The organism is Nitrospirota bacterium (assembly GCA_023229435.1).
Lineage (GTDB): Bacteria > Nitrospirota > UBA9217 > UBA9217 > UBA9217 > JALNZF01.
In genome coordinates this window covers 1-20,353 of record JALNZF010000041.1, presented here as the reverse complement: position 1 = coordinate 20,353, position 20,353 = coordinate 1, and the positions used below count along the sequence as shown (strand labels likewise).

At 56.2% G+C, this 20,353-nt stretch carries 18 protein-coding genes; 12 read left to right on the top strand and 6 right to left on the bottom strand.

Annotated features, from left to right (window positions below):
* The 4 genes from M0R70_16030 to M0R70_16015 all read left to right on the top strand — a co-directional run.
* A partial coding sequence (locus M0R70_16030) for a hypothetical protein (protein MCK9420866.1) occupies positions 1–294 on the top strand: 294 nt, incomplete at its 5' end.
* Between the two features lie 93 nt (positions 295–387).
* The gene (locus M0R70_16025; protein ID MCK9420865.1) at positions 388–4,599 is read left to right on the top strand and encodes an acyl-CoA dehydratase activase; all 4,212 of its coding nucleotides are present in this window, start codon (positions 388–390) and stop codon (positions 4,597–4,599) included.
* A gap of 147 nt (positions 4,600–4,746) precedes the next feature.
* Positions 4,747–4,947 (top strand): cold-shock protein, encoded by a 201-nt coding sequence (locus M0R70_16020; GenBank protein ID MCK9420864.1) that lies wholly within the window; start codon positions 4,747–4,749, stop codon positions 4,945–4,947.
* Positions 4,948–5,088: 141 nt separating this feature from the next.
* The gene (locus M0R70_16015) at positions 5,089–6,417 is read left to right on the top strand and encodes a DEAD/DEAH box helicase (protein ID MCK9420863.1); all 1,329 of its coding nucleotides are present in this window, start codon (positions 5,089–5,091) and stop codon (positions 6,415–6,417) included.
* A 302-nt stretch (positions 6,418–6,719) separates the two neighbouring features.
* On the opposite strand, the gene M0R70_16010 is transcribed toward M0R70_16015, so the two are convergent.
* Positions 6,720–8,114 (bottom strand): DEAD/DEAH box helicase, encoded by a 1,395-nt coding sequence (locus tag M0R70_16010; protein ID MCK9420862.1) that lies wholly within the window; start codon positions 8,112–8,114, stop codon positions 6,720–6,722.
* Positions 8,115–8,629: 515 nt separating this feature from the next.
* On the opposite strand from M0R70_16010, the gene M0R70_16005 reads away from it, so the two are divergent.
* The gene (locus tag M0R70_16005) at positions 8,630–8,896 is read left to right on the top strand and encodes a ribbon-helix-helix domain-containing protein (protein ID MCK9420861.1); all 267 of its coding nucleotides are present in this window, start codon (positions 8,630–8,632) and stop codon (positions 8,894–8,896) included.
* Positions 8,884–9,288, top strand: a complete 405-nt coding sequence (locus M0R70_16000) for a PIN domain-containing protein (protein ID MCK9420860.1) — start codon at positions 8,884–8,886, stop codon at positions 9,286–9,288. The genes M0R70_16005 and M0R70_16000 overlap by 13 nt, the downstream gene beginning before the upstream one ends.
* 42 nt (positions 9,289–9,330) lie before the next feature.
* On the opposite strand, the gene tsaD is transcribed toward M0R70_16000, so the two are convergent.
* A complete protein-coding gene (gene tsaD, locus M0R70_15995; GenBank protein ID MCK9420859.1) occupies positions 9,331–10,335 on the bottom strand; it encodes a tRNA (adenosine(37)-N6)-threonylcarbamoyltransferase complex transferase subunit TsaD in 1,005 nt (334 codons plus the stop codon).
* A gap of 125 nt (positions 10,336–10,460) precedes the next feature.
* Positions 10,461–11,387 (bottom strand): divergent polysaccharide deacetylase family protein, encoded by a 927-nt coding sequence (locus M0R70_15990; GenBank protein ID MCK9420858.1) that lies wholly within the window; start codon positions 11,385–11,387, stop codon positions 10,461–10,463.
* 190 nt (positions 11,388–11,577) lie between these two features.
* Here M0R70_15990 and M0R70_15985 point away from each other — a divergent pair, with 190 nt between their 5' ends.
* The 6 genes from M0R70_15985 to dcd all read left to right on the top strand — a co-directional run bounded on the left by M0R70_15985 (position 11,578) and on the right by dcd (position 17,384).
* Complete coding sequence (locus tag M0R70_15985; protein MCK9420857.1) at positions 11,578–12,606, top strand: 3-deoxy-7-phosphoheptulonate synthase; 1,029 nt, start codon at positions 11,578–11,580, stop codon at positions 12,604–12,606.
* A gap of 41 nt (positions 12,607–12,647) precedes the next feature.
* Positions 12,648–13,280, top strand: coding sequence for a nitroreductase family protein (locus M0R70_15980; GenBank protein ID MCK9420856.1), 633 nt, complete (start codon positions 12,648–12,650; stop codon positions 13,278–13,280).
* 30 nt (positions 13,281–13,310) lie between these two features.
* Positions 13,311–15,119 (top strand): clostripain-related cysteine peptidase, encoded by a 1,809-nt coding sequence (locus tag M0R70_15975; protein MCK9420855.1) that lies wholly within the window; start codon positions 13,311–13,313, stop codon positions 15,117–15,119.
* Between the two features lie 75 nt (positions 15,120–15,194).
* Positions 15,195–15,575, top strand: a complete 381-nt coding sequence (locus M0R70_15970; GenBank protein MCK9420854.1) for a hypothetical protein — start codon at positions 15,195–15,197, stop codon at positions 15,573–15,575.
* Between the two features lie 205 nt (positions 15,576–15,780).
* A complete protein-coding gene (locus M0R70_15965) occupies positions 15,781–16,587 on the top strand; it encodes an N-carbamoylputrescine amidase (protein ID MCK9420853.1) in 807 nt (268 codons plus the stop codon).
* A gap of 278 nt (positions 16,588–16,865) precedes the next feature.
* Complete coding sequence (gene dcd, locus M0R70_15960; GenBank protein MCK9420852.1) at positions 16,866–17,384, top strand: dCTP deaminase; 519 nt, start codon at positions 16,866–16,868, stop codon at positions 17,382–17,384.
* Between the two features lie 128 nt (positions 17,385–17,512).
* On the opposite strand, the gene M0R70_15955 is transcribed toward dcd, so the two are convergent.
* The 3 genes from M0R70_15955 to M0R70_15945 form a co-directional block, all read right to left on the bottom strand.
* Positions 17,513–18,826, bottom strand: coding sequence for a DNA polymerase IV (locus M0R70_15955; GenBank protein MCK9420851.1), 1,314 nt, complete (start codon positions 18,824–18,826; stop codon positions 17,513–17,515).
* Positions 18,827–19,180: 354 nt separating this feature from the next.
* Positions 19,181–19,729, bottom strand: a complete 549-nt coding sequence (locus M0R70_15950) for a phosphatase PAP2 family protein (protein ID MCK9420850.1) — start codon at positions 19,727–19,729, stop codon at positions 19,181–19,183.
* A 58-nt stretch (positions 19,730–19,787) separates the two neighbouring features.
* The gene (locus M0R70_15945; protein ID MCK9420849.1) at positions 19,788–19,946 is read right to left on the bottom strand and encodes a hypothetical protein; all 159 of its coding nucleotides are present in this window, start codon (positions 19,944–19,946) and stop codon (positions 19,788–19,790) included.
* Between the last annotated feature and the right edge of the window lie 407 nt (positions 19,947–20,353).

The window sequence follows — 20,353 nt, the reverse complement described above, 5'->3', positions numbered from 1 at the left end:
CGTCCCGGTTCTTACTATAATAAAACCATACTATTCCGATCTTCCCCGTTAGAGATCGTCCAGCGTTCACTCGATGGAACACCGGAGATGGCCCCCACAATATCCATAAAGGTAACTACGCAGGTTGTCAGGTTCACGGTTCAAGGTTCATGGTTTAGGATAAACCAACAACGCCGGAACGGCTCGACTGATCGCGCCGAAGTCTTTGAACATATCATTATGCTGAAATTCGTTCAGCGATGTCTGTTCTTCAAATTGTTCGGTCTTCAAGGTTTTTCCAACCTTGAACCATGAACGACTCGACTGAGCGACTCGACTGAGCTCGTCGAAGTCTCGTCGAAGTCCGGGAACGTTGAACCCGGTTAATGACCTCTCAAGGAAAGGCTCATGCAAAAAGACCTCTTCCTCGGCATCGATATCGGTTCGGTGACCATCAAGACCGCACTCTTCGACAGCGACAAGACGCTTCTCTCCGAGTCCTACACCCGTATCAAGGGCGACCCGCTCAGGTCTCTCAAGGACGAGCTTCAGACCCTCACGTCAAAATTCCCCGAAAGCAGCATCATCGCCGCCGGCATTACCGGCAGCGGCGGCAAACAGGTTGCCGGGACCCTGGGGGCCTTGTTCATCAACGAGATACTCGCCCAGTCCGCCTTTGCCGGACATTATCATCCTGATGCGCGCACCATCATCGAGATGGGCGGAGAGGACGCGAAGCTCATCACCCTTGCCCGCGATGCGGTCTCCCCGGGGGTCAGGATCGAAGACTTTTCCATGAACGCGGCCTGCGCAGCGGGCACGGGCTCATTTCTCGATCAGCAGGCGTCACGCCTTCACTTCACCATCGAAGAGTTCAGCGCCATCGCCCTCAAATCCAAGACGCCGCCGCGTGTCGCGGGCCGGTGCAGCGTTTTCGCCAAGAGCGACATGATCCACCTCCAGCAGAGCGCCACTCCGGATTACGATATTGTGGCCGGGCTCTGTTTTGCCATGGCCAGAAACTTCAAGGCCACCGTGGGCAAGGGCAAAAAGTTCCTTACGCCTCTTTTGTTTCTGGGCGGTGTGGCCGCGAACCTCGGCATGCGCAGGGCCTTCCGCGAGGTACTCGCCCTGTCGGAATCCGATCTGTGTGTACCCGAGCACTTTTATACCTCGGGTGCGATAGGCGCAGGGCTCATGGTCATGGAACAGTCCGGTCATCCTGAGTTGTACCGCGGAGTGTCCGCGCTTGCCGCCTACCTCTCCTCAGGAGAAAAGAGCGCGCCTTCCGGCGTGGCCCCTCTCGCCGATCCCCGCGGCATCATGCCGAATCCGGACTGTGATGCATCACCAGACGCGGACGGGCTGATCGAGGTCTATCTGGGAGTGGATGTGGGGTCCGTCTCGACCAATGTGGTCGTGATCGATAAGCACCTGCGTGTGCTGTCCAAACGCTATCTGCCCACGGCAGGCAGGCCGATCGAAGCCGTCAAACAGGGTCTTGCGGAAGTGGGCGAGGAAATAGGCGCGCGGGTGAAGATCCTCGGGGCGGGCGCCACGGGTTCAGGCAGGTATTTAACGGGAGACATGATCGGCGCCGACGTGGTCAGGAACGAGATCACGGCCCAGGCGACCGCCGCCGCGGCCATCGATCCCACGGTGGACACTATCTTCGAGATCGGCGGACAGGACTCGAAATATATCAGCCTCCGTGACGGGGCGGTGGTTGACTTCGAAATGAACAAGGCCTGCGCCGCGGGCACGGGTTCATTCCTTGAGGAGCAGGCAGAGCGGCTCGGCATAAGCATCAAGCAGGAGTTTCAAGACATGGCTTTCAAGGCACTATCGCCCTGCAGGTTCGGCGAGCGATGCACCGTGTTCATGGAGTCCGATCTGGTACACTCCATGAACACCGGCTCGGGCGTGGAAGAGCTTACCGCCGGGCTCGCGTATTCCATTGTCTACAACTATCTCAACAAAGTGGTGGCCGGCAAGCGCGTCGGGGACCGCATCTTCTTCCAGGGCGGAGTTGCCGCGAACAGGGCCGTCGTATCGGCCTTTGAGGCGATCACGAACAGGCCTATCACGGTCCCGCCGCACTACGAGGTTACCGGCGCGATCGGCGCGGCCATCCTTGCCATGCGCGAACGCTCGGGGACAAGTACCTTCAAGGGTTTTGACCTGAGCAAGCGTGATTACCGTGTCACGACCTTCGAGTGCGCCGAGTGCCCGAACCGCTGTAATATCCGCAGGGTGCTCTTTGACGGAGAGAAACCGCTCTTTTACGGCAGCCGGTGCGAGAAGTATGACGTAAAGAAAAAAAAGACGTCTTCCGGCGCGGCGCCGGACCTGTTCGCGGAGCGGGAGGACCTGCTCATCGCCGCGACCACGCATCATCAGCTTGCTGATGATGCGCCGAGCATCGGCATTCCGCGGATGCTGTATGTGAACGATTTCCTGCCGTTCTTTCAGACCTTCTTTGCCGAGCTTGGCTACCGCGTGGTGCTGTCGGATCGCACGAACCGGACGCTGATCAACCGGGCGCTCGAGGCCACCGTTGCCGAGACCTGCTTTCCCGCCAAGGTCGCGCTCGGACACATTCAGGACCTTATTGATAAAAAAGTGGACGTCCTGTTCCTGCCGAGCTTTATCCGGCTTCCCGCCTCCGGGGACCAGGACAAAAACGCACAGGCCTGTCCCTATGCCCAGGCGTTACCGTATATCGCCAGATCATCGGTCCGCATCGGTGACATCAAGGCGATCGAACCGGTCCTGTACCTACAGGATGCGCGTCATTTCAGCAGGAGCATGCAGATGCTGGGTGCATCGCTCGGCAAGGGCAGGGCAGCGGTAAAGAAGGCGCAGCGGGCCGCCCTTCAGGCACAGGAAAAATTCCTTCATGCCGTTGAGGAGCGCGGCCGTGCCGTCCTTTCCGCGATCAAGCCCGGAGAAAAGGCGGTCGTGCTTGTTGGCCGGAGCTATAACACCTGCGACCCCGGCCTGAACCTGAACCTGCCGTCCAAGATACGGGATTTGGGCATACAGGCCATCCCCATGGATTTTCTTCCTCTCCACAGCGTGGACAGCACCGGCCTCGAGAACATGTACTGGTTGTCGGGGCAGAAGATCATGGCTGCGGGGAGGATCATCAGGGAACATCCGAACCTCTACCCCCTCTATATCACGAACTTCGGGTGCGGACCGGATTCGTTCATCACGCACTTCTTCAGGGATGAGATGGCAGGCAAACCCTTTCTCCAACTCGAGATCGATGAGCACAGCGCCGATGCCGGGGCGATTACGAGGATCGAGGCGTTCCTGGACAGCCTTAACAACGCGGGGCAGAGCAAACCGCGCGGGCCGTTCTCGGTCCGAAGCAGGAGCACGGGAACGATACGCACGAAAAAGGTCTATTTCCCGCCCATGACCGACCACGCGCATGCCCTCTCCGCCGCGTTCCGGGCCTGCGGCGTGGATACCGAGGTGCTGCCCGATTCGGATGACGAGACGGTGCGGATCGGCAGAAAACACAGTTCGGGCCGCGAGTGCTATCCCCTTGCGCTCACCACCGGCGATATGGTAAGGGCGATACGAAGGCCGGGCTTCGATCCGGACAGAAGCGCCTTCTTCATGCCTTCGGGAAGAGGACCCTGCCGCTTTGGACAATATCACCGCTACCACCGGCAGGTGCTCGACAACCTGGGACTCGATCGCGTGGATATCCTCTCGCCCATGCAGGACGAGTCGGTCCACAGCGACTTCCACGCGCTCGACAGGAATTTTGTGCTGCTGTTCTGGCGGGGCGTGTTTGCCGTGGACATGCTGCAGAAGGCGCTCTGGGAATACCGGCCGTACGAAAAGCGGAAGGGACAGACGGACCGCGTCTATCAAAACGCGCTGAACGCGGTGAGCGCTGCCATCGAGCGGAGGGCGGACCTGGTCCCCGTGCTGCGTGATGTCTATGAGGACTTCTCCGCCATCGAGATCGCCGAGCGCACCAGGCCGGTCATCGGCGTGGTGGGCGAGATCTATATTCGCTCCAACCGGTTCAGCAACGAGGACGTGGTACGGCAGATCGAGCGGCTTGGCGGCGAGGCCTGGGTCGCACCGATCTCCGAGTGGATCCTGTACGTGAACGCGACGGCCAAGGTGTCGGCAACGAGAAACCGGTCATGGAATGCCCTGCTCAAGGCTCACCTGACCGGAATGGTCCAGCGCAGGGACGAACGCCGGCTCCTGAGCGGTTTCAATGGGAATCTCCGGAGCCTGCACGAACCGAGCATAGAACAGACCCTGCGCCGCGCCGCGCCCTACATCCACCATTCCTTCGAGGGAGAGGCCGTGCTGTCCGTGGGCAAGGCCATCGATTACATCAACCGGGGCGTCTCGGGCATCGTGAACGTGATGCCCTTCACGTGCATGCCTGGCACCATCGCGAGCGCTGTGCTCAAACGCGTGCGGGAAGAACACGATAACATTCCCCTCCTGAATATCGCCTACGAAGGACAGGGCGATTCCCAGACCCTCACCCGGATCGAGGCGTTCATGCATCAGGCAAAGTCGTATAAGGAAACAAGGAAGTCACGGGGTATGCCTCAAAAGGGAAAAACGGCAAATTGAACCGCCTTTTCCCAGGATATCAACTATTTTCCTATGGTATGTTTTTTTTCAATTATCAGCTTGACATAATAAGGGGAAAACGGTATTCTTACGTATCCGCGGAGAATTCCCGGAAAATTTTAATTGAGAAGCAGAGGAGAAACAGAAATGGCAAACGGTGTAGTGAAGTGGTTCAACAACAGCAAGGGGTTTGGATTCATCACGCAGGAGAACGGTGAAGATGTATTTGTGCACTTTTCGGCGATTTCGGGCGACGGTTTCAAGTCCCTGAACGAGGGTGACAAGGTGACCTTCGAAGTCGTGAAGGGCCCCAAGGGTCTTCAGGCGGCGAATGTAGCCAAGGCCTAAGAAACCTCTAAAAAAATTTATCTAACAACTCCAAAAGCCCCGGAGCGATTCGGGGCTTTTTTTATTGCTCTAGATGAGACAAACGAGGACAAGGGATAGATGTACCACAAAGGCGCAATGGCCTTACGATAAGGAGCCACAGTGAAATTCCAAATATTCAAGTTCCATCCGAGCATCGCGGCAGGTATCAAGGCGCTCGGCTATACTACCCCAACCCCTATTCAGGACCAGGCGATTCCGCCGGTACTGGAGGGGCGCGATGTCATGGGCCTGGCGCAGACCGGGACCGGGAAGACGGCCGCTTTTGTGCTGCCGATCCTTCAGCGCCTGCTGCCTGGCCCGCGCGGCCGTGTCCGCGCCCTGATCATTGCTCCCACGCGGGAGCTTGCCGAGCAGACCCACGTGTCCATCGTAGCGCTCGGCCGCGACACGAAATTGCGCAGCGCCACCATTTACGGCGGCGTTGGCGTGAACCCCCAGATCCAGAAACTGCGCGCCGGCGTCGAGATCGTCGTGGCCTGCCCCGGACGTTTGCTTGACCACCTCAACCAGAAAACGATCGACCTGTCGCATGTGGAAGTGCTCGTGCTGGACGAGGCGGACCGCATGTTCGACATGGGTTTCCTGCCCGATATCCGAAGGATCATCAAGCAGGTGCCGGCCAAACGCCAGACCCTGTTGTTCTCGGCCACGATGCCCGATGACATCCGGAAACTGGTGCGCGAAGTCCAGCATGACCCGGTCACGGTGCAGATCGGCCATGCCGCGCCGGCGAACACGGTATCACACGCGCTCTATCCGGTCGAGCAGCATCTCAAAACAGCGCTTCTCATGGAGATCCTCAAGCACACGGATACGGAATCCATTCTGATCTTTACGCGGACGAAGCACCGGGCCAAGCGCATCGGGCAGCAGCTCGAAAAGGCAGGCTACAAGGCCGCATCGCTCCAGGGCAACCTGTCGCAGAACAAGCGCCAGGCGGCGCTCGACGGGTTCAGGGACGGTTCGTACCAGATCCTTGTGGCAACCGATATCGCGGCCCGCGGCATCGATGTTTCGAGCATATCCCATGTCATCAACTATGACATTCCCGACACCGCGGACGCCTACACGCACCGGATCGGCCGCACCGGCCGGGCCGCGAAGACCGGTGATGCCTTCACCTTTATCACCCGTGAAGACGAGCCCCTGGTCAAGAGCATCGAGCGTGTGCTTGGCGACAAGATCGAACGACGGATCCTGAAGGACTTTGATTACAGAAAAGCGGCGCCGGCCCGCGATGCCGAGTTTGCACGCCCGCCGCGCGAACCTCAGCGCCGCAGGGAGCATTCCGCGGCGAAGCCTGCAGGGGTCCGCACCGCCGCGGTCCATAAACCGGCACAGCCGGGGGCAAAACCGCATGGAGCTGCACCACGTTCTTTCGGCACACGGACGTTTAAGCCGAGCCGGCCGCGTAATCCGGGTCGCTGAACAGTTTTTAATAAAATGTAATTACTCAGGTCAGTTACTTCGCGTTGTCGCAAGGAGCGCTGGGGGACATCGATCCTTCGACAAGCTCAGGACAGGTTTTCCGACCCCGGCACGAACAGCATTCGCGGCGCTTCCGCTTCGCTCGCGCCGCCAGGATTTTCGGAGGACCGCCGCCGGATCCTGCAGTCGTGCTCTTATTGCGACTACGCTCCGCAACCGACCTGAGTAGTTACAAAAAATAAAAAAAGGCGGTGATTGCTCACCGCCTTTTTTGTTCCTATTCTTTGTTCCCGGATTTCTGCTTATGCCCACCGGCTCTGACTGCTAAATTTGGATTTGCGGAAATCTCCGAATTTTCCGCCATCCTGCTTTACGCTCTTCCTCTCGTCCCTGGAGAATCTTCCATCAGAATCCGACCGACGAGCAGGTTTCGAACCGAAAGGGGTTCTCGGTGCGGCGTTCTGCCCGTATCGTTTTCCTGCTGAGGCGCCCTGCCAGCGTTTTCCCGATGACGGCGCCGGGCTGCTGCTTCCACTGCTCGAGCGGCGCAAGGGGCGCGCCGGCTCCAGTCCCGCGATAACCATCTGCGGGATGCTTTGTCCGATGTAGCGTTCGATGCTGCGCAGTGAGTCTACTTCCCGGGACGAAGCAAAGGAGATGGCGATGCCCGTTGCTCCTGCCCGCCCGGTGCGGCCGATGCGGTGCACGTAATCCTCGGCGTTCTTAGGAAGGTCGTAATTGATGATATGGGTGATGCCGATGACGTCGAGCCCGCGCGCGGCAACGTCCGTTGCCACAAGCAGCCGGATCTTTCCGCGCTTCATGTTCATGATGGTGCGGTTGCGGGCGTTCTGGCTCATGTCGCCGTGCAGCGCCGCGGCTGAATGGCCCTGGGCGTGCAGTTCGTTCGCCAGCTGATCGGCGTTCCGTTTGGTGCCGGAAAAAATGATAGCCCTGGTCATGCCGGTGTCGGAGATCAGGTGTTTGAGCAGGCGGTTCTTATGCTGCATATCGTCGGCCGCGTGAAGACGCTGTTCGATCGTTTCAAGCGTGGTTTTCTTCCCAACGATCTCGACCCGTATCGGGTTTTTGAGCAGGCGCTGGGCCAGCTTTGCCATGGTGTTATCCATGGTGGCCGTGAACATGAGCGTCTGGCGTGATTCCGGCGTGGCCGCGGCGATGGTGTCCACTGCCTCGCTGAAACCCATATCGAGCATGCGGTCGGCTTCGTCAAGGATCAGAAGCTCAAGGCGGGAAAAGTCAATGCGTCCCCGTTCCATATGGTCCATGAGACGTCCGGGAGTGGCGACGATGATGTCCACGGGCTGCGATAACAGCCTCTGCTGTTCGAAGTAGGGCATGCCGCCGAGGATCACACCGCTCCGGATGCGCATGAATTTACCATACGTGCTCACGGCAGCGGTCACCTGGTTGGCCAGTTCGCGCGTGGGCGTCAGCACGAGCACGCGGGGGCCTTTGGACCTTCCCGTGGACTTTGAAGGCACGCTGAGAAGCTGGAGCGCGGGCATTACGAAGGCCGCGGTCTTGCCGGTCCCGGTCTGGGCCGTGGCGATCAGGTCCTGACCTGCCAGGGCCTTGGGAATGGCCTGCTCCTGGATGGGCGTGGGCGTGGTGTAGCCGCACAGTTTTATTGCTTTGAGGATCGGTTCGATGAGCTGCAATTTTGAAAAAGACATGATACTCCTTTGATCTCTTACGTCGGAATGAAGTTCTATTCATTCCGGAAACAGAAATCCCGTTAAGGGTTTGCGTGCAGGCCGCAGGGGCACAAAGGTATCCCTGAGAGCGGAGACGACGCCAGCACAAATATGACCGGCATAACTACATCGTTCGCCAACCATAGGTGCTGCTGTGATTTCAGAGTGGGAGCTGAAAACAAGGGGGGTTAGAGATCGATGATATGAAGGGCAGAGAGATGGTGACGTGTGTGTGTACTTCAGTCAAATCCTGCCGCAATGTTAAACAGTCGACGTGCATAATACAGTATTATGAAGGAATAGCAAGAACTATTTTGAAAATATGGAGATAATTATGTGGAGTAAGTGCATCAAAGCGGGCGCAATTATGCAGATTGCACCATACGATACGTTTTATGGTTTAGGGAGCAGGCATGACACGGTTTAAAAAAACGGTGTAAAAAACAGTTGACATCCGGCGTATCGTCCTACATAATGTAGGACAGGAGGGTATTATGCCGACTAGTACGCGTCTTGATAAGGAAACCGAGGCCCTGCTGAAGAAGGCCGCCGAATACGCCGGGGTCACAAAATCAGCACTGGTGCGTGAATCCATCCGGGAGTATTGCGTGAAGATCGTGGAAAAAAAGCAACGGACGCCGTGGGAGATATATCAGGCGATTCATAAGTCCGGTGGCAGCGGCCATGGTCAACGGGTGGCCAAGGGGAAGGAAATACTGAAAGAGAAATTTGAGGGGATGCGCAAGAGATGGTCATCGTAGATACCGGCCCGCTTGTGGCTCTGTTTGATGATTCGGAAGAGCAACATGAGGTATGCTATGCGGCCATGAAGGCACTCCAGGCGCCTCCGGTAACCACGTGGCCAGTGCTCACGGAGGCATTCTATATGCTCGGGGGCTGGCGGAAAGGCCAGTCTGAACTTTGGGATTTCATCCTGTCCGGCGGCGTACGCATTGAGGATATTCCCGAAGAGCGCTACTCCCGCATACGGGAACTGATGGAAAAATACGCCGACAAGCCGATGGATTTCGCGGATGCATCCGTTGTTGTGATATCCGAGATGCATAAGGCGAAGACCATATTCACCCTCGATCGTCATGATTTTACCATCTATCGTCCGAAGCACACTCCGCATTTCCAGATCATTCCGTAATTCCCTCGTTCAATTTTGCAGATCCGTCCTCACCGTAAAACCTTATAAAGGCATGCTGGGGCGGGGGTTCAGGTCAAGGCTTGAGGTCTCGCCGCGTCGGTAGTGGAGATATCCCGCGAGGGCGATCATGGCCGCGTTGTCGATGCAGAGGCCCATGGCCGGGAGATAGAGTGTGATGCCGTGCTTCGCCGCTTCATCCGCCATTCTTTGCCTGAGCAGACTGTTCGCGGCCACGCCGCCGGCAACCACGATCTTGTCCACGCCTGTCCCGGTCGCCGCTTGCAGGGTCTTGTCAACGAGCGTGTCCACGACAGCAGCCTGGAAGCTGGCCGCCATGTCCCTGATGTTCAGGCCCGGGTCGAGTCCCTTGTCCTTGCTCCGAAAGAGGGCAAGGTGGTTTCTGACCGCGGTCTTGAGGCCGCTGAAGCTGAAGTCGTAACCTTCCAGACGGCCTCGCGGAAATTTTACTGCTTCGGGATTTCCCTCCTGTGCAAGTTTGTCGAGCACCGGACCGCCGGGGTATTCGAGGCCCAGCAGCTTTGCCACCTTATCATATGCCTCGCCCGCAGCATCGTCACGCGTTTGGCCGAGGAGCCGGTATTCGCCAAGGTTCTTGACGTGGTAGATCGCTGTATGTCCACCCGACACGAGCAGGGCGATATAGGGGTAACCGATGCCGGGATACTCGATGTGCGCGGCGAGGATGTGGCCTTCACCGTGGTGCACGCCGATGAAGGGGATGCCGCGCGCATAGGCGATGGCCTTGGCAGCGGACACTCCCACGAGCAGCGCGCCGATAAGGCCGGGCGTGTACGTGACCGCTATAAGGTTGATGTCCGTGAGCGTAACCGAAGCGGAGGCCAGCGCCTCGCGGATGATGGGCATGAGGTTCCTGAGGTGCTCCCGCGATGCCAGCTCGGGGACCACACCGCCGAATTTTTTATGGATTTCGATCTGCGAGGAGACGATGTTCGACAGGACCTTTTCGTCCTGAAGCACGGCGGCCGCGGTTTCATCGCATGAGGTCTCTATTCCGAGGGTTAGCATAATGATGGATGAACGGGGAAGTATTGCAAGAGGGGTCAGGGGCCAGTAATCAGGGTGCAGGAAAAACGCGTAAACGCATCCCCTGAACCCTGAACCCTGAACCCTGAACCCTGAACCCTGTTGTTCTACTGCATCAGCCTCGACACCGGCACGATCTCGATCCCCTGGGCGCCGATCTCGGCAAGCCACTTCCTGAGTTCGCTGAGTGTGGCCGGATGCGGATGCCCGATGCCGATGGCCTTGCCATGCTTTCGCGCGATGTCTACCAGCTCATCAAGCTGCTTTCTAATATAAGCGGGATTGTCGCCCTCGTTATCAAGGAACACATCCCGCTTGGCGGCTTTCATGCCAAACTCGATGGCTGTCGCGTAGGCCACGCTCTTGGGGTTGGTGAAGCTGTCGAGGAAGAATAGGTTCCGGGCCTTGAGCTCCGCCATCAGGAATTTCATGGCTTCCTTGTTTTCCGTGAGCGCCGAGCCTTCATGGTTGTTAACACCGACAGCTCCGGGTACCGATACCAGATCTTCGCTCACGGTGTTCATGAACGCCATGGGAGTCATATTCGCGCTCAGGGTGCCGGGAGATTGCGTTTTTTCGTGGTTCTTCAATGGCTCCATGGGCAGATGGAGAAGGACTTCACGGCCGGACTGCTTTGCCAGCTCGGCAATACTTGTTGATTGCGCAAGTCCCGGCAAAACAGCGAGGGTGATCTTTCCGGACAGCGCGAGGACCTCTTTCGCCTGTTTTACATCCTGACCCAGATCATCGATCACAATGGCCACGGGGACCGTTCTTTCATAAGACCCTGCAACCAGGCTTTCAGAATGTTTTTTCGTTTCTTTTTTGTCTTTCTTGCTTTTCTTCGCGGTTTTTTTCTGGAGCGGTTCCTGCTTCTGTGCTTGTATAACGGGCTTCTTTTCTTCCGCAACCCTGAACTTGCGGAGCGGGCCCCAGAGCGTGAGCGCGATCACGAGCACGGCAATGATGATCCCGATGATGACGGAGCGGTCGAACTTGCCGCTTTTGACTTTTTCCCATACTTTCTTTGCCATGGCAAGATTTATACAATATTACGGCAAAAAAGGCCAGATGTTTTTTGTTGATCACGGCGGCAAGGGATGCTGATGCTGATGAAGGGGGCTTTTTACGTTTTTTGGCTTGACTTACTCGGTGTTGGATTTTATACTGCATGCCACACACGCACATTCAAAACGTATTGCGCAGAGAAGGGATGAATCGGATATGAGCTTTGAATATATTCAAGAAATACCGCAGCCCCAGAATATCCTTGCGTCGATGCCGCTTTCCCCGGAACTGGCGGAGATCAAGAAAAAACGCGACCAGGACATCAAGGCGGCGCTTGTCCGCGAAAACAACAAACTGATCCTGATCATCGGGCCGTGTTCGGCACATGATGAGGACGCGGTGTGCGATTATATCGCGCGGCTGGCAAAGGTCCAGGACGAGGTGAAAGACAGGATCATCATCATCCCGCGCATCTACACCAACAAGCCGCGCACGACCGGGATCGGGTACAAGGGCATGGCACACCAGCCGAAGCTCCAGGAAAAGCCGAATATCGTGGAGGGCATCAAGGCGATCAGGAAGATGCACCTGCGCGCGATCAAGGAGTCCCATCTTCCCGCCGCCGACGAGATGCTCTACCCCGGCAACTATCCCTACCTTGAGGATGTCCTGAGCTATGTTGCCGTGGGCGCCCGTTCGGTCGAGAACCAGGCGCACCGTTTGACGTGCAGCGGCCTCGATATTCCCGTGGGCATGAAGAACCCGACGTCGGGCGATATGGAGGTGACGCTCAATTCCATCCAGGCCGCCCAGGCGCCCCATGTATTCAGCTACAACCGCTGGGAAGTGAAGACATCCGGCAATCCGCTCACGCACGCCGTGCTTCGGGGCGCGGTGGACCATCATGGCCTCGCGGTGCCGAATTATCATTATGAGGACCTCCATACCTTCGCCGAGTCCTATCAAAAGCGCGGACTCACCAATCCCGCGATCATTGTGGACACGAACCACGCGAACTCCGACAAGAAGTTTGCCGAACAGCCCCGGATCGCCATGGAAGTGATGCAGAGCCGACGGCATTCGTCCATACTCAGGGACCTGATCAGGGGCTTCATGATCGAGAGCTTCATCGAAGAAGGCGCGCAGAAGGTGACGGAGAACGTGTATGGCAAGTCCATCACCGACCCGTGCCTGGGATGGAAGGACTCGGAAAAGCTGATCCGGGATTTGGCGGGGATGGTGTAATAAGTTCGGAGTGGGGAGTTCGGAGTGCGGAGAGTAAGATCATGGAATTGTTCGACGCAATACAGGGAAGAAAAAGCATCCGCAAATTCAAGCGGACGCCGGTGCCTGATGAGGATGTAAATACGATCCTCGACGCAGGCAGACGCGCGCCCTCGGCGAACAACACCCAGCCGTGGCGGTTTGTCGTCATCAGGGACAGGGCGCTTCTGGGGAAGATGGCTGATGCGGCGCGGGAGATGGTCGACCGGATGCTCCCGTATGCCGAGGACGAGAAACAGGCCCAGCGGCTTGCCGCGTACAAGAGCAGCTTTTATACTTTTTTTGAGAATGCCCCGGTCGTGATCGCCGTGTTCATGGGAAAATACAGCGCGGGAACGGACCGTCTGCTTGCCAGGATGGGATATTCAGCCGGGGACATCCTGCGGCTCCGGCCCCTGCCTGGTTTGCAGAGTGTTTCCGCCGCCATCCAGAACATGCTGCTCGCAAGTCATGCGCTCGGCTACGGTTCCTGCTGGATGACCGGCCCGCTCGTGGCGCAGGAGGCATTCGAAAAGTTGCTGGACTACGACAAGGATACCTTTATTGCCGCCCTGTTGCCGGTCGGCGTGCCTGACGAAGACCCGCCCGCGAGGAATCGTAAGGGGCTTGAAGAGATCGTAAAACAGATTCTGTAGTCTTATTATTGGTTAAAAAGGAGAGAAACCATGAAACGTTCTAACGCGCAAATTGCTTGCCTGATCTTAGTGGCCTTGTTTATGTCGTTGTTGTCATGCAGCAGCGGCGGAGGAGGAGATAACGGCACTGCCGGCTCACGCAAGTGGACCTATATGGTCTATATCGGCGGGGATAACAACCTGTCGGATGCCGCTGTAGCCGACCTGAATGAAATGGAAACGGTCGGATCTTCGGACAATGTCGCAATTGCGGTGCAGGTGGAGTTAAGCCCGAGGTATACGGCAGGCGCTCCGTCAGACACGTACCGGATCCTGGTCCAGCAAGACAGTGATCCGAATAACGTGAGTACGCAAGGCGACAGCATCGGCAACGTTGATATGGCAAATCCGGCCACGTTGAAGGCCTTTATCAACTGGGCGAAAGACACGTATCCGGCGGAGCATTATGCCCTCGTGGTCTGGGACCACGGCGCCGGCTGGAAAACGAAAAAGTTTTCCAGTCCTGCGAGAGGCGCGGTCCAGGATGAAACGAGCGGGACATTCATGAGCCTGCCCGATCTGGCAAAGGGAGTCGCAGATTCCGGCGTCCATTTTGACATCATCAACTTTGACGCCTGCCTCATGGCTATGTACGAAGTGGCCTATGAGTTCAAGGGATTGACCGACTATATGGTCTTTTCAGAGCAGACCGAGCCGGGCGAGGGGGACCCCTATGATACGATCCTCGCCGCCCTTGCCGCGAACCCCTCAATGAGCAGTCGGGACCTCTCGAGCACGATCGTGACCAAATATGACGCGTTCTATACAACCAATGACCGTGGCGGGACCACAAAGTCAGCCGTGGATATGTCGAAGCTTGACGCGCTCGACATGAAGTTGCTTGCGCTCGGCACGGCACTGAAGAGCGATGCTGCCAGCTCCGGTGTAATGACAACGGCCCGCACGATCAGACTGGACTATGCCTATGAGGCTAACCATGATCTTGGAGACTTGTGTGACTATCTGGCGACCAGCGCTGCCGGACCCGCAGTGAAAACCGCCGCCGCTGAGGTTAAGACTGCCCTCACCTCCATGGTTATCGCCAATCAGACGAACGGAACGGACATGGCGAATTCCGCTGGTCTTGCTGTATACCTTCCTCTGGCAAGTGAAACCAACACTGCTGATCTTGGCAGTTATTCGCTTCTTGCCAGTAACAAGACCAGCCGGGCAGCTGCATCGGGGACCTGGGGATCATACCTGGAAACGCTTATCAGCGGTGCCGGCGGAGGAACAGCAATATACAAGCCGGGTAATTTTGGCATTAAAATTGTCTGGACCAATGTGAGCGACCAGTCTTGCAACGCTGATGTTGATCTCTATGTATTCGAACCAACACCGAGTGGAACCGGGGACCTTTTTGCACCCTGGATGGGACAGACCAGCCCGAATGGATTTTTCTCGGCAGACTCCGCTGCCTCAGGGAAGTCTGAAGAATATTACCTTGCCAACGAACAGGTGTTAGCCGGGGAATACTACTTCCTGGTCAATTATTATGCTGACGGGGCGACATGTACTAAGGCAAAGGTTCATATCTATTTATACGATCCTGCTTCTCTTGGAGACAGTAACTGGCATGAAGCAACGTCTGCTCCGGTGTCGTTGGACCTTTCAAGCCCATGGACAAACCAACCGCTCACCTCGATCGCGGATCTGAACAACTATTCCGACTGGTGGGTGCCGTTTTACATAACGAAAGATTCGGACATGACTCAGATTGTGAGCGGATCGAACCCGCTGGAACTGAACAAGCGGTCGCAAATGATCATTCAATACAAGAAAGGTTTCCGGTTATTTTAGACCGGCAACCACAGGGAGAAAATACTGATGCAATACTCTTTGCAAAGGCTGACATCTCTATTGATGAGTTGCGTATTGTTTTTTTTATGCACGGCGATAAATGGCGCACAGGCCTCGGGGGCGCATGCCCCCTCTAAGGAAGTTGCGGGCAAGGAAACCAATATCACGATAAAGCGGATACTTGATGATACCCGGAGCTTTGAGGGCAAGGATGTCACGGTGCAGGGAATTAATCGGGGCTGGACCGGTAAATGCGCATCCTCCACAATGCTTACGAGAAGCGATTGGATCCTGGAGGATGAAACAGGCTGCATCTATGTCACCGGACGCATGCCGACCGGGTCTTCTCCCGATAAGTCGCAAGGCGAGCGCATTGTTGTCCAGGGCAAAGTGATTTTTGGGAGCACGGGGAAGCCGATCATAAAAGCGGAAAAGCTCGTGCCGATGCAAAAGTAAGGCTCGATGGTTTCGTAAGAAGTCGTCATACCCGCGAAAGCGGGTATCCAGGGGTCAGGGATATATAAAAAAATACTGGATTCCCGTTTGCACGGGAATGACGGAATATACAATATTTAGACTTTTTATAAGTTCAATTAACTTGCTTCGGCACCATTAGTTTGCCGCAGGTATTTTGATACGATCGCGTCAGAGGGAATGTTCCATGCGAATAGCCGGTATACAGATCAGCGCTGGTCCGGACGTTGAAAGGAACATCCAGCGCGCCGTGGAAATGGCCGAGGTGGCGGCTGAAAAGGACGCCAGGGTCATCTGCTATCCCGAACTGTTCCTGAACACCTGGTTCCCGAAAAAGGAAAACCAGGCTCACTTCTCATGGGCACTCAGCTCGCTGGGCGGGACCCTCGGCCGGTTCCAACAGGTTTCCGAGAAGACCGGGGCCGTGCTCATTGTCCCGTTCTTCGAATCCGTCAGCGGAAAATACTTCAACAGCGCGGCGGTCTTTGATTGCGGCAAACAGCTCGGCATCTACCGCAAACTGCACCTTCCGAATATTCCCTTCTATCGCGAACAATTCTACTTTTCCAACGGAGACTCCGGGATCCCCGTGTTCGAGACGTCGCAGGGCAGGATCGGCGTCCAGATCTGCTGGGACAATCTTTTCCCCGAGGGCAGCCGGGTCCTCGCGCTCAAGGGCGCCGAGGTCGTGTTCGCGCCGACAGCCTCGTCGCTCAATACGCACAACCTCTGGGAACGGGCCATATGCGCCAACGCCTTTGCCAACAATATGTTCATCTTCCGGGTCAACCGTGTGGGGCAGGAGGACGGCGTCTCGTTCTACGGCAGGAGCTTCTGCGTGGATCCCTGGGGCGAGATGGCATCCGAGCTTGCCGGCGGCAAGGAAGCGATCGTTCTTGCCGATATCGACCTCGCGGAACGCGCCGCCGCCACGGAGACCTGGGGATTCCTCAAGAACCGCAAGCCCGGCGAGTATGGCGATCTGGTGAAATAATGCGGCTGGGCGTGCGCCTTTCAAAAAAAAATACATCCCGGTCTATGCCTGACTATCACCCTCCCCAACCCCTCCCGTCGAGGGAGGGGCTACGAAGTGCTCCCTCTCCCCTCCGAGGGAGAGGGTTGGGGTGAGGGGGGGGGAAGCTGCCGGTAAAAAGCAGGATTCTTCGCGGAGTTTATCCTGAGGCGCTGAAAACAAGATTCTTCGCTGCGCTCAGAATGACAAGCCGGGCTGATGGCATTTGTGGAACAGTTTCAAAAAGGGGCTAAAATACCATGAGTGTATTGATCGGGAAAGAAATCATTAAAGCTTTAAAAAATGGATCGATCAAGGTCGAACCGCTCGACAAATCGCAGATCGGACCCGGTTCGATCGATCTTTCTCTCGGTAATGATTTCAGGGTTTTTAAAAAGCAATCAAAGATCTATCACGTAAAAAATGATTCTCATTTTCAGGACATAACCAGGGTTGTTCATGTGAAAGACGGCGATCATATCGTTATCAAGCCGGGCGAGATGATCCTGGGGATCACGAAAGAAAAGGTAACTCTTGCCGACAACATATCCGGCCGGCTTGAAGGGAGAAGCAGATTCGCGCGTTTTGGACTGACGGTTCATGTTACCGCTGGTTTTATGCATCCCGGCATCTCCAACCATCAGGTACTGGAAATAGTAAATATGGGATATGGACCGTTGGCGTTATATCCGGGCACCAGGATCTGCCAGTTCATATTTGAAAAATGCGAGGGTCATGCCACCTATCGGGGGAGATTTATCGAGCAGGTGAAACCCTGACGAACAACACGGGTTCAAAGTTCCGGGTTCACGGTTCAAGGTTGGAAGTCATGAAGATCGAATGATTTAATGATTTGAAGAAGACCCTGAACCCTGAACCCTGAACCCTGAACCCTGAACCCTGAACCTCACACCTTCACATGCAGCAAGGGCAGCCCCAGCCGCTGCCGCCTGGTTTCACCTTTGAACAGGTCCGCTCGTCTTATTGGAACATCGCCCCGCTCTCCCTCATGCTGTGCCTGGAGCTTCGTCAACAGGCTCGCCGCGTGCTGAATGGTATGCTTTCCGTACTTTGCCGAGAGCTCGTCAACAACGCTGTAGACCCTGGCCATCTTCTCGATCTTTGTTGTGTCATCGAAAAGGCCGAACTGGACCCCGTTCTCCGCGACCAGGCCGGAAAGCACGACCCCTGTCTGACGGTATAAGGTCCGGGATTGGAACACCTGCCCAAAGCCCTGGCGCAGGAGCCCGAACAGCTCCACGGGATAGGCAGTAGGCCGGCTCAGCTTGATCTCCACTCCCTCGCTCGTAAAATCCTGATTTCTGAGGAACACGATGATCCGCGCGGCCGCAAGCTTGTATCTCCTCGCCTTGATGCAGGCATTTTCCAGGTTCTTGGAGAGTTGGGCAAAGACAAACCCCTCGTCCATGGATGGCGGCGTAAAGGTCCTGGCCTTGCTTATCGACTGGTAGCTGCTTTTTGTCTCCGTGGTGACAGGGTACACGCTCCTGCCGTTCAGTTCGTTCCAGATCTCCTGATAGGGCTTTGACAGATGTTTTTTTACGAAGTCCTCGTCTTTTTTTGCGAACTCTAAAGCGGTCGTGATCCCGTGCTTTTTCAGAAATGCCGCCGTGTTCGCCCCTATGCCCCAGACCTTTTCAACAGGCAGTTTCTCCAGATAACGATGAATGTCCCTTCCCGGGATCATGGTGAGGCCGTTCGGCTTATTGTGCTTTGATCCGATCTTGGCAAGGACCTTGGAAAGGCTTACCCCGGCCGATACGGTGATCCCCATCTCCGTCTCGATAGTCTTGCGCATCGTATTGGCGATCATTTCATACGAGCCATGATAGCTCCGCCTGAGTCCGGACAGGTCCACGAAGGCCTCGTCGATTGAATATTCCTCCACGTCGGGGGAGAACCGTCGAAGGATCTCGAACATGCGAATGGAAAAAAGACTGTAGGTCTCGTAGTCCGATGGCAGGATCACGGCATCGGGACAGATCTTCTTCACGTCGGAGAGCCGGACCCCGCGCTGCACGCCGCGCGCCTTGGCCTCATAGCTCGCTGCGGCTACGATGCCGCGCTCTTTGCCGCAGATCACCGGCCTCCCTTTGAGCTCGGGATGGATCGCCTGCTCGCAGGAGGCAAAAAAGGCGTCGGCGTCGATATGCATGATCGCCTGGGGCCACGAGGAGAGGGATATGAATTGGTCGGTCATGTTTTTCTCACACAGGGGCACAAAGAGGGAAAGTATAACTCAACGACGATTTTTAAAATCAAAAGATTTTATTCTCACACAAAGCCACGAAGCCACGAATGAATGCGGGCATAGGGTTCCTTGCGCGAGTGAGACGTGCGGTTTTGGATTCAGGCATGGCTCATTCTCACGGGATCGGCTAAGACGCGCGTTTTTGCGCGTCGGTCTTGAGCCGCTTATTAGGCACTGTTCTTCCTTTCGATATATCTCATATCATACATGAAGCACGACCGAGCGAATGATAATAAGAGGTGCGTTTAAACCCAGCAAGAAATTTATAATCCAACGTAAGTCCTCCATTGCTATCCCGACTGCTCAGAATGATCGCTCATAACGAATACCCAGCCAGTCCGGCCCAATGATCGGCGCCAGATGGATCGCATTCAGGGGAGTTACCGTGAGCCAGGCGCAGCCGTAGCCCAGCGCACCGCCGGCGATGACATCGCGCCAGTGATGCTTGCGTATGTCGACACGGATATAGCTCACGGTAGCTGCCAGCAACAGGGCCGGCGCGCCATACCTCCAGCCGTAGCGCTCCTGCAGGAATCCGGCCTGCGCAAACACGAAGCCGGCGTGTCCGGACGGAAAACTGTAGGGACCGCCGTTCGGCCGCTTACCAAGGCTGGTTTCGTTGAAGCCGAGGACAAGGCCGGTATAGAGGACCTCATGGAGCACCGTGTCGCGCAGCCACTGCTTTCCCCCGTCGCTGTCGCCCTTGAAATACGCGGTCCCTAACGCCGCCAGCGGCAAAAGGTCGGTAATGATGTCGCCCGCCGCCTGGAGTCTACTCCTGCTGTCCGCAGCGGCCGTTGCGGCGTGCAGAACGAATATCGCGAGAATGGCGACTGAATACAATCTGTTCATGAAAACACTCCTTAAAGGAAATGATTTGGATGGGCCAAACTGCTTAAAAGTTCCGGGCTCAGTGGAGATCGCATTCAGGGACCTCCAGCGGCTTTTGATCGCCAATCCACCGCGCCGACGCAACGGTCACGACCTCGTATCCCTCGACCTGCATCACGTCGGCGAGATTGTTCCGCACGCTCTCATCATCGTCTACTATGAGGATGGTCTCTGGCATGTTATTTCCTAATGCGGCAGTTCCGCGAGTCGCGTAGGTTGGGCAAAACGACTCACCTTGCCCAACAGGTTCTCAGTTAACGCTTCGGTTTTTCGAAGAACATTCAGGCCAACCTGCGGGCCTTCATGTCTCATATGTCCCATAATTGTCCCATAACTTGAAAGACTGTCTCGTGATGCAGAGCATAGAGCGGGATGTCTCATATGTCTCAAACATGGCTCATTTTCTTTCCGCCAGGACATAGTAGCTTCCACGCTTTTCACCGACACGGAATCATTTGGGGTCACCCATTTGAAGGCTCCCTGTCAAGTGAAAAAACCCACCCTGTGACGAAAAAATGAAATTATCTCGTCGATGTTTTTCCGCAGTCAGCAACATCCATACAATTGCCGTAGTTTCATTCTGTT